This is a genomic window from Halomonas ramblicola (assembly GCF_030409215.1).
Taxonomy (GTDB): Bacteria; Pseudomonadota; Gammaproteobacteria; order Pseudomonadales; family Halomonadaceae; genus Halomonas; species Halomonas ramblicola.
The window spans coordinates 91937-101712 of sequence record NZ_JAUFPL010000025.1 but is presented as its reverse complement, the minus strand read 5'-3'; the positions used below and the strand labels follow the sequence as shown (position 1 = coordinate 101712).

Sequence of the window (9776 nt, the reverse complement as noted above, 5' to 3'; positions counted from 1 at the left end):
TTGAGGCGCACCACGTCGACGCCGGCGTCGATCATGGCCTCGAGCACGCCCTCGCGGTCGCTGGCCGGGCCCAGGGTGGCGACGATCTTGGTGCGGCGGATGGGCTCATGGATGGGGGCATAGGGGGGAAGCGTCATGGTGTCCTCGGCAAGACCAGGATGGCTCGGAAGTCGTTGACGTTGGTACGCGTCGGTCCGGTGACGATCAGCCGATCGAGCGCGTCGAAGAAGCTGTAGGCATCATTGCGGGCCAGATAGTCGCGCGGGTCAAGCCCCGAGGCCTCGGCGCGGCCCCAGTCGTCCGGCGTGAACAGTGCCCCGGCGTTGTCCTCGGAGCCATCGATGCCATCGGTGTCGATGGCCAGGGCGAGGATCCCCGGGGCCCCCTCGAGGGCCTCGAAGAGGCCCAGCAGGTACTCCACGTTGCGCCCGCCGCGGCCATCGCCGATCACGGTGACGCTGGTCTCGCCACCGGAGAGCAGCAGCAGCGGCCGCTCCAGGCCCAACTGGCTGGACAGCGCCAGGCGCCCCTGGGCGCGCCCCAGCTCGCGCGCCTCGCCCTCCAGGTCGTCGCCCAGCAGGCGCACCTCGACGCCGGCATCCTCGGCGGCGGCACGCGCCGCCTCCAGGGCGTCGCAGGCCCGGGCCAGCACCCGCGAGCGGTCACGGGCGAAGCCGGGATCGCCGAGGGCCGGCGCCCGGGTGTCGGCCTCGAGATGGCGACGCACCGCCTCCGGGATCTCGATGGCATGGCGCTCGAGGATCGCCAGGGCATCCAGTGGGGAGGTGGCATCCGGCAGGGTCGGCCCCGAGGCGACCAGGGTGGGGTCGTCGCCCGGCACGTCGGAGATCAGCCAGGTCAGCACCCGGGCCGGATGCGCCGCGGCGGCCAGGCGGCCGCCCTTGATGGCCGAGAGGTGGCGACGCACGGTGTTGATCTCGCGGATCGGCGCCCCGCAACGCAGCAGCGCGCGGTTGATCGCCTGCTTCTCGGCGAGCTCGATGCCCTCCGCCGGCAGGCTCATCAGTGCCGAACCGCCGCCGGAGACCAGGGCGATCACCAGGTCGTCCTCGCAGAGGCCCGCCACCGCGGCCAGCATGCGCCGGGCGGCCTGCTCGCTGAGGCCGTCGGGCATCGGGTGGGCCGCCTCCAGCACCTCGATGCGCCGACACGCGGCGCCCGGCCCTTGAGGACCATGGCCGTAACGGGTGACCACCAGCCCCTCCAGGGGCGCCTCGGGTTGGTGGGCCCGCCAGGCGCGCTCCAGGGCCGCGGCCATGGCGGCGGCGGCCTTGCCGGCGCCCACCACCAGGGTGCGGCCGGCGGGCGGCGCCGGCAGTTCGCCGGGCAACAGGCTGTCGGGATGGACGGCGCGCACGGCGCACTCCGCCAGCCCACGCAGCCAGCTCGGGGCGTCGGCCTGCGGTGCCGGCAGGGCGGGATCGGGAGACGGCGGGGAAGGCATGGCGACCATGGGGCACTCCTCTACGACGAACGGGCGGGACGGCGGGAATTCGCGGGTCGTGAAAAGAACCCGGCGGCGGGTCTCCCCGCCGCCGGGCAAGGCCGCCTCGCGGCGGCCGGGAGGCTGACGACGACCCGACGCCCGCCTCCCCGGGGAAGCAGTCACCTCCCCTGTCGTCGCCGGCCCAGCACCGGGCCGGCGAACGGACTCACGACTGGCCGACCTCGTGATCGGCCAGGGCCTCGAGGGCACGGAGGATGCCGGCATGGTCCCAGTCCCCGCCGCCATGGGCGGCGCAGGCCTGGAACAGCTGCTGGGCGTTGGCGGTGCCGGGCAGCGCCAGGTTCAGGCTGCGCGCGCCCTCCAGCGCCAGGTTGAGGTCCTTCTGGTGCAGGCGGACCTTGAAGCCGGGGTCGAAGGTGCGGCTTATCATGCGCTCGCCGTGGACATCGAGGATCTTCGACTGGGCCAGCCCGCCGAGCAGCGACTCGCGCACCTTGGCCACATCGGCACCGGCCTTCGAGGCGAACAGCAGGCCCTCGGCCACCGCCTCGATGGTCAGGGCCACCACGATCTGGTTGGCCACCTTGCAGGTCTGGCCGGCGCCGTGGTCGCCGATATGGGTGATGGTCTTGCCCATCACCTCGAGGATCGGCCGGGCGCGCTCGAAGCCCTCCTGGGTGGCACCGACCATGATGGTCAGGGCGGCGTTGATGGCGCCGCCCTCGCCGCCGGAAACCGGGGCATCGACGTATTCACCGCCCGCCTCGACGATGCGCTTGGCGAAGCCCTGGGTGGCGATGGGCGCGATGGAGCTCATGTCGATCACCAGGGTGCCGGGCTTGAGGCCCTCGATGACGCCGCCCTCGCCGAACAGCACCTGCTCGACGTCCGGGGTATCCGGCACGATGGTGATGATCACCTCGGAGGCCTCGGCGACCGCCTTGGGATCGTCGAGCTCGCGGATGCCCTTGGCGGCCAGGGTCTCGTCGAGCTTGCCGCGCTTGACGGTGGTCAACTCGTGGCCGGCGTCCAGCAGGTGGCCGGCCATGGGACGGCCCATGATGCCGAGGCCGATGAAACCGATCTTGCTCATGATAGATCTCCTCTATTCGTCACTCGTCGTGGTGCTCTCAGGCGGAAGGCTGTCAAGGATGACGTCGCCGCTCGGGGCTGATCCGTCGGCAGGCCTGCCTCGCCATGGGTGATGCCTTCAGCCGCGCGCCGCGTCCAGCCAGCCCAGGCCTTCCTCGGTGGTGGTGGCCGGCTTGTACTCGCAGCCGATCCAGCCCGTATAGCCCAGGCGGTCCAGGTGGGCGAACAGGAAGGGATAATTGATCTCGCCGGTGCCCGGCTCGTGGCGGCCGGGGTTGTCGGCCAGCTGCACGTGGGCGATGCGCCCCAGGTGCGTCTCGATGGTCGGCGCCAAGTCCCCTTCCATGATCTGCATGTGATAGATGTCGTACTGCAGCTTGAGGTTATCGCTGCCCACCTCGTCGAAGATCGCCAGCGCCTGCTCGGTACGATTGAGGAAGAAGCCGGGAATGTCGCGGGTGTTAATGGGCTCGGCCAGCAACAGGATGCCGGCGGCCTCCAGCTTCTCGGCGGCGTAGCGCAGGTTCTCCACCAGGGTACGGCGTGCCTCGTCGTCGCTGACGCCCTGCGGCTGGATGCCGGCCAGGCAGTTGACCTGCTGGCAGCCGAGCGCAGTGGCGTACTCGATCGCCTTGTCCACGCCGGCGCGGAACTCCTCGACACGCTCCGGGTGGCAGGCGATGCCGCGCTCGCCGGCCCCCCAGTCGCCGGCCGGCAGGTTGTGCAGCACCTGGGTCAGGCCGTGTGCGTCGAGCTTCGCCTTGATCTCGGCCGGCGCGTAGTCGTAGGGGAAGAGGTACTCCACGCCCTGGAAGCCGGCCTTGGCGGCGGCCTCGAAGCGGTCGAGGAAGTCCACCTCGGTGAACAGCATGCTGAGGTTGGCGGCAAACTTAGGCATCTTGGTCTCCTCTCGGGTCGTTGTGGTGCACTTGTGTCGGAGAGTGGGGGGAGCGCGGGTGACCGCCGCTCCCCTCGTCCAGTGTCGTGGCGGGCGTCAGGTGAGCGCCGCGATGGAGGTCGGCGCATCGGCCTGGTTCTCGGCCAGGGCCTCGAACTCGTTGACGCCGCCCAGGTCGGTGCCCATGGAGATGTTGGTCACCCGCTCGAGGATGACCTCAACCACCACCGGCACCCGGTGCTCGGCCATCAGCTTCTGGGCCTCCGCGAAGGCCGGACCGATCTGGTCGGGCTCGGTGACGCGGATTGCCTTGCAGCCCAGCCCCTCGACCACGGAGACGTGGTCCACGCCATAGCCGTTGATCTCCGGGCAGTTGATGTTCTCGAACGACAGCTGCACCTGGTAGTCCATGTCGAAGCCGCGCTGGGCCTGGCGAATCAGCCCCAGGTAGGAGTTGTTCACCAGCACGTGGATGTAGGGCAGGTTGAACTGCGCCCCCACGGCCAGTTCCTCGACCATGAACTGGAAATCATAGTCGCCGGACAGCGCCACGATCTCGGCCTCCGGGTCGGCGCGGCGCACGCCCAGGGTCGCCGGGATGGTCCAGCCGAGCGGGCCCGCCTGGCCGCAGTTGATCCAGTGGCGCGGCTTGTAGACGTGCAGGAACTGGGCGCCGGCGATCTGCGACAGGCCGATGGTGCTGACGTAGCGGGTGTTCTTGCCGAACGCCTTGTTCATCTCCTCGTAGACGCGCTGCGGCTTGACCGGCACGTCGTCGAAGTGGGTCTTGCGCAGCAGGGTGCGCTTGCGCTCCTGGCACGCCTCGGCCCACTGGCGGCGATCCTTGAGCTTGCCCTCGGCCTGCCACTCCCTGGCCACCTCGACGAACAGCTCGAGGGCCGCCTTGGCGTCGGACACGATGCCGTAGTCGGGGCCGAAGATGCGACCGATCTGGGTCGGCTCGATATCCACGTGGACGAACTTGCGGCCCTCGGTATAGGTCTCCAGCGTCCCGGTGTGGCGGTTGGCCCAGCGGTTGCCGATGCCCATCACGAAGTCGGACTCGAGCATGGTCGCGTTGCCGTAGCGATGCGAGGTCTGCAGACCCACCATGCCCGCCATCAGCGGGTGATCGTCCGGGATGGTGCCCCAGCCCATCAGGGTCGGGATGACCGGCACGCCGGTGATCTCGGCGAACTCGGTGAGCAGGTCGCTGGCATCGGCGTTGATGATGCCGCCCCCGGCCACCAACAGCGGCTTGTCGGCCTCGTTGAGCATGGCGATGGCCTTCTCGATCTGGGCCCGAGTGGCCGCCGGCTTGTACACCGGCAGCGACTCGTAGGTGTCCGGGTCGAACTCGATCTCGGTCATCTGCACGTCGATCGGCAGGTCGATCAGCACCGGGCCAGGGCGTGCACTGCGCATCAGGTGGAAGGCCTGCTGGAAGGCACGCGGCACCTGGGCCGCCTCCAGCACGGTGACGGCCCACTTGGTGACCGGGCCGGCGATGGCCTGGATGTCCACCGCCTGGAAGTCCTCCTTGTGCAGCTTGGCGCGGGGCGCCTGGCCGGTGATGCACAGGATGGGGATGGAGTCGGCACTGGCCGAGTAGAGGCCGGTGATCATGTCGGTGCCGGCGGGGCCGGAGGTGCCGATGCACACGCCGATGTTGCCGGCCTTGGTGCGGGTATAGCCCTCGGCCATGTGCGAGGCGCCCTCCACATGGCGCGCCAGCACGTGGTCGACGCCACCGACCTTGCGCAGGGCGGCATAGAAGGGGTTGATGGCGGCGCCGGGCAGGCCGAAGGCGACATCGATGCCTTCCTTCCTGAGAACGTGAACGGCGGCTTCTGCAGCGGTCATGCGAGCCATGGGGCTACCTCCGTGAACGGTTGTATTTTTGTGGAAAATCTTTCTACATACCGAGACTAGGCCGACCCATGAATTCCGTCAAGGGATCATGGAAAATATTTTCACTAGTTTTTGTGTACAAAAAATACCCAAGCTTTATCAGTTGCTTGGGCACTCGATAGGCGGCTAAATATGAGCCCTATAGCGTCACTTGTATCGCCATATTGTATTCATCACAGTTATGCCCCTCGCCGCCCCGGTCGACGACCAGGAACTCGCCCTCGCGCTCCAGCACCGACTGGATGGCGTGCCAGGTACCGGCGCGGTAGTTGACCCCCTGGCGGCCGTCGGTGACGAAGGCCCGCACCTCGGCGGGATCGATCCCGTCGCCCGGCGGTGCCACCACCACGAGGAATCGCTCTTCGTGTAGCGGCATGAAGGCCTGACTACCCAGCGGATGGCGCTCGAGGAAGTCCAGCTCCAGCGGCACCTCGACTGGCTGGCTGACGAAGACGCTGATCAGGGGCCTGGCCCCCTCGCCCAGGGTCTCGACCGTCGCCAGGTCGTGGTAGCGGCGGGTGCGCCCGGCGTTGATCGGAAAGTAGTCCGACGTCCGCGTGTCGATGACGTCGCCGAAGGGGGCGAAGGCCTCCGGCGTCAGCGGCTCGGCTTTCAGTTGCAGCATGATGTTGTCTCTCCGTTGTGCGAAGCGAGAGGCGCCGGGGACGGGTCCATATAAGGGCAACTTGTTGCGCGACCGGCGCCGCAAGGCGCCCGACGATATCTGCTACGACGGGGAGGCCTTCGGCCTCCAATCGCGCAGCTGAGCTGCCCTCCTACAATACGGTTTCCCTCCGATCGGCGAAGAGCCAAAGATGAGACCCGTCGCCGGAACAGCCTCGAGCAATACGGCTACCCGCGGAACTTGGCCGCGCCTTAGCGGGCACCAAGGCGCAGCGCGGCATGGCGATTGACGTCCTTGTAGAGCAGGTAGCGGAACGGTTCCGGGCCGCCGGCATAGCAGGCCTGGGGGCAGAAGGCGCGCAGCCACATGAAGTCGCCGGCCTCGACCTCCACCCATTCCTGGTTGAGATGGTAGACCGCCTTGCCTTCCAGCACGTAGAGGCCATGTTCCATGACATGGGTCTCGTCGAAGGGAATCGACGCCCCGGGCTGGAAGGTGACGATGTTGACGTGCATGTCGTGGCGCACGTCCTCCGGGTCGACGAAGCGCGTGGTGGCCCAGCGCCCCTCGGTGCCCGGCATGGGGTTGGGCTCGATGTCGTTCTCGTTGACCACGAAGGCCTCGGGCACCGCGATGCCCTCGACCCGCTCGTAGGCCTTGCGCACCCAGTGGAAGCGCACCGGGGCCTCGGCCTCGTTGCGCACCTGCCACTTGCTCCCCGGGGGCAGGAAGGCGTAGCCCCCCGGCACCAGTCGATGGCGCTCGCCCTCCAGGGTCAGGGTCATCTCGCCGTCGACCACGAAGAGCACGCCCTCGGCTTCGGGGTCCGGCTCGGGACGCTCGCTGCCGCCACCGGGCGAGACCTCCATGATGTACTGCGAGAAGGTCTCGGCGAAGCCGGAGAGTGGACGGGCCAGGACCCACAGTCGGGTGTGCTCCCAGAACGGCAGGTTGCTGGTGACGATGTCGCGCATCACCCCCTTGGGGATGAAGGCGTAGGCCTCGGTGAACACCGCCCGGTCGGAGAGCAGCTGGGTCTGGGGCGGATGGCCTCCGGTGGGGGCGTAGTAGCGTTTCGTTGTCATGCTAACGGCTCCTGAATATGCAGTGTCGGCCTTAGCAAAGGCCAAAAAAATCACACCCTCATGACTTGTGAAACTAACGTCCCGAGGGTAGCGTGTCTAGCAACTTTCGTTTCACATCTCGGCAAGAGTCACTCAAGCCATGTATCGTGATCCGTCATCCGGCAAGACGAGACGCACGGCCCACAGCCCTATCGTCTCAGGGGGAAAGCTCTTCCAGCCACTGGTAGAGTTCGCTGACGCTGTCGATGCGGGCTCGCCCATGGGCGAGTCGCTGGTGCAGGACCCCGTTGGCCAGCAGGCTGACCAGGCTCATGGCACTGGCGTAACTGTCGAAGGCCGAGATGCTGTCGAGTGGGCATTCCAGCCACCAGTCGACTCGCTCGGCCTGGTTCGCCGCCGTGGCGTCTCCGATCAGGACCACCCGACAGGGCATGGATTCGAGGGCGTCGATCAGGGCGTCGAACAGCCGGGGACGCCGGCGAAAGCCGAACAGCACCACCACGTCCTCTGCCCCCAGGCCGGCCAGCTCCTCGGCGAGGGACTGGTTGGGCTCCGGTGCCAGGCTCACCTCGCCACGCACCTGGATCAGTTGCTGGCGACAGTGCATGGCCAGCGGATAACTGTTGCGGAATCCCACCAGCACCAGCCGTCGCGCCAGGTCCAGCGCCCGCACGACACTCTCGAAGGCAAGCGGCTCGATCCCCGCAAAGGTGCGTCTCAGGTTCTCCTCTTCCCTCTCGAGGTGGCGCTTGAAGCGTTCGCCGTTGCCCCCCACGGCCTCGGGATTGGTGACCAGCGGCATGCCCAGATTCCGCAACTGGCGGGCATGCCGCTTGACCGCCTGGAAGTTCTCGAAACCGAGCCGCTTGAACAGCCGGCTGACCGTGGACTTGGACACGCCCGTCAAGCGCGCCAGATCGGCGGCGCTGTACACCGCCAGGTCATCGAAGTGGTCGAGGATGAAGCTGGCGACACGCTGCTCCTGGGGACTCAGCTCGGCAAACCGAGACGAAATCCTCTGACCGATATGTGGCGCCATGGCCATTTGCGGCGTCCTCAAGCCCGACTCCCCCACTGCAGCATGGTGGCTCCCACGGCCGCGCCGAGAGGCGCGATTTTTTTCACCGGAGGTGACCACAGAAATAATTTCCAGAACCTTCCCGAATGTTGCCCGACGCCGGCTCGAGCCGGCTCGGCACATCGCCCCGGTCCAGCCATTCCCGACTGCCCAAGGCGCCGATCCCGGCCGGGGCGCTCCGGCGCCACGACACTATAGCGACACCACCAACAACAAGGCGAGGCATCTCATGTCCAACCCCACACCCACCACCACTGATTCCACCGCACCCCAGGAGACCCGCAAGGGCTGGCTCAGGATCCCGCACATCTACGTCATCCTGTTCATCTTCATCGCCATCGCGGCGGTGGCCACCCACTTCGTGCCGGGGGGCGAGTTCGAGCGCGTCCCGGGCCCGAACGGGCGTATCACCATCGACCCCGAGTCCTTCCAGTTCGTCGACTCGAACCCCACCGGTATCGTCGACTTCATGCTGGCCATCCCCAATGGCCTGATGAGCGCCGGCCAGGTGGTGTTCTTCACCTTCATGATCGGCGGCATGTTCATGGTGCTGCGGCGTACCGGCATCATCGAGATCGGCGTCGACAAGCTCAGTCGCCGCTTCGCCGACCGCAGCCTGCTGATGATCCCGGTGCTGATGACGGTCTTCGCCGTGGTCGCCACCCTCATCGGCACCCAGGAGCTGTCGCTGGTCTACGTGCCGGTCATCCTGCCGCTGATGATCGCCCTGCGCTTCGACTCGGTGACCGCCGCCGCCGTGGCCCTGTGCGCCACCACCGCCGGCTTCACCACCGGCGTGCTCAATCCGATCAATACCGGGCTCGGCCAGCAGCTCTCCGACCTGCCCCTCTATTCCGGCTTCGGCCTGCGTGCCGCCGCCTTCGCGGTGGTACTGGGTACCGGGATCTACTTCGTGATGCGCTATGCCCGCCGGGTACACGATGATCCCGCCCGCAGCCTGATGAGTGGCGACCCGGCCGAGTCCGAAAAGCGCGCCCTCTACCAGCACGCTACCGACGAAGGGGCGCTGTTGGCCAACGGCCGTCAGAAGCTGGCCGCCATCGCCACCTTCGCCTTCTTCGGCATCCTGGTCTACGGGGTGCTGCGCCAGGGCTGGTTCATGATGGAGATGGCCGGCCTGTTCATCGTCATGGGCATCGTCGTCGGCCTGATCGCCGGCCTGACCACCGACGACATCTGCGAGGCCTTCAACAAGGGCTTCCGCGACGTGCTGGTGGGCGCCATGATCGCCGGGGTCGCCCGGGGTGTCGCCGTGGTCCTGGAGGACGGACAGATCATGGACTCCCTGGTCTATGGCCTCGGCAACCTGGTCGGCGAGCTGCCCACGCTGCTGTCGGCCATCGGCATGTACTTCGCCCAGCTGGCCTTCAATTTCGTGGTCCCCTCCGGCAGCGGCCAGGCCCTGGTCACCATGCCGATCATGGCGCCGCTCTCGGATATCATCGGCGTGACCCGACAGACGGCGGTGCTGGCCTATCAGCTCGGCGACGGCATGGGCAACATTCTCTATCCCACCTCCGGCTACTTCATGGCCACCCTGGCCATCGCCGGCGTGCCCTGGCAGAAGTGGGTCAAGTTCTTCTTCCCGCTGTTCTGCG

General features: G+C 67.5%; 9 protein-coding genes. 1 reads left to right on the top strand and 8 read right to left on the bottom strand.

Annotation, left to right across the window (positions count from 1 at the left end; all coding sequences use genetic code 11):
* The 8 genes from QWY80_RS19460 to QWY80_RS09225 form a co-directional block, all read right to left on the bottom strand.
* On the bottom strand, window positions 1-137 hold a 137-nt coding region (locus QWY80_RS19460; RefSeq protein WP_290231002.1), incomplete at its 3' end, for a pyruvate kinase.
* On the bottom strand, window positions 134-1465 hold the full coding sequence (locus QWY80_RS09255; protein ID WP_290231001.1) for a glycerate kinase type-2 family protein: 1332 nt from the start codon (window positions 1463-1465) through the stop codon (window positions 134-136). The genes QWY80_RS09255 and QWY80_RS19460, both read right to left, overlap by 4 nt.
* A gap of 208 nt (window positions 1466-1673) precedes the next feature.
* Window positions 1674-2561 carry a 2-hydroxy-3-oxopropionate reductase gene (locus tag QWY80_RS09250; protein ID WP_290230611.1) on the bottom strand — a complete coding sequence of 296 codons (888 nt, stop codon included), beginning with the start codon at window positions 2559-2561 and terminating at the stop codon, window positions 1674-1676.
* A gap of 117 nt (window positions 2562-2678) precedes the next feature.
* Window positions 2679-3458: a hydroxypyruvate isomerase gene (gene hyi, locus QWY80_RS09245; RefSeq protein ID WP_290230609.1), complete on the bottom strand. Its 780-nt coding sequence runs from the start codon at window positions 3456-3458 to the stop codon at window positions 2679-2681.
* Between the two features lie 96 nt (window positions 3459-3554).
* Complete coding sequence (gene gcl, locus QWY80_RS09240; protein ID WP_290230607.1) at window positions 3555-5330, bottom strand: glyoxylate carboligase; 1776 nt, start codon at window positions 5328-5330, stop codon at window positions 3555-3557.
* Between the two features lie 178 nt (window positions 5331-5508).
* Entirely contained in the window at window positions 5509-5994 is a 486-nt protein-coding gene (locus tag QWY80_RS09235; RefSeq protein ID WP_290230604.1) for an ureidoglycolate lyase, read from the bottom strand.
* Between the two features lie 251 nt (window positions 5995-6245).
* Window positions 6246-7079, bottom strand: a complete 834-nt coding sequence (locus QWY80_RS09230; RefSeq protein ID WP_290230602.1) for a bifunctional allantoicase/(S)-ureidoglycine aminohydrolase — start codon at window positions 7077-7079, stop codon at window positions 6246-6248.
* A gap of 196 nt (window positions 7080-7275) precedes the next feature.
* Window positions 7276-8124 carry a MurR/RpiR family transcriptional regulator gene (locus QWY80_RS09225; protein WP_353960445.1) on the bottom strand — a complete coding sequence of 283 codons (849 nt, stop codon included), beginning with the start codon at window positions 8122-8124 and terminating at the stop codon, window positions 7276-7278.
* A 262-nt stretch (window positions 8125-8386) separates the two neighbouring features.
* Between QWY80_RS09225 and QWY80_RS09220 the strand changes: the two genes are divergently transcribed.
* Window positions 8387-9776: YfcC family protein (locus QWY80_RS09220; RefSeq protein ID WP_290230601.1), on the top strand; the 1390-nt coding region annotated here is incomplete at its 3' end.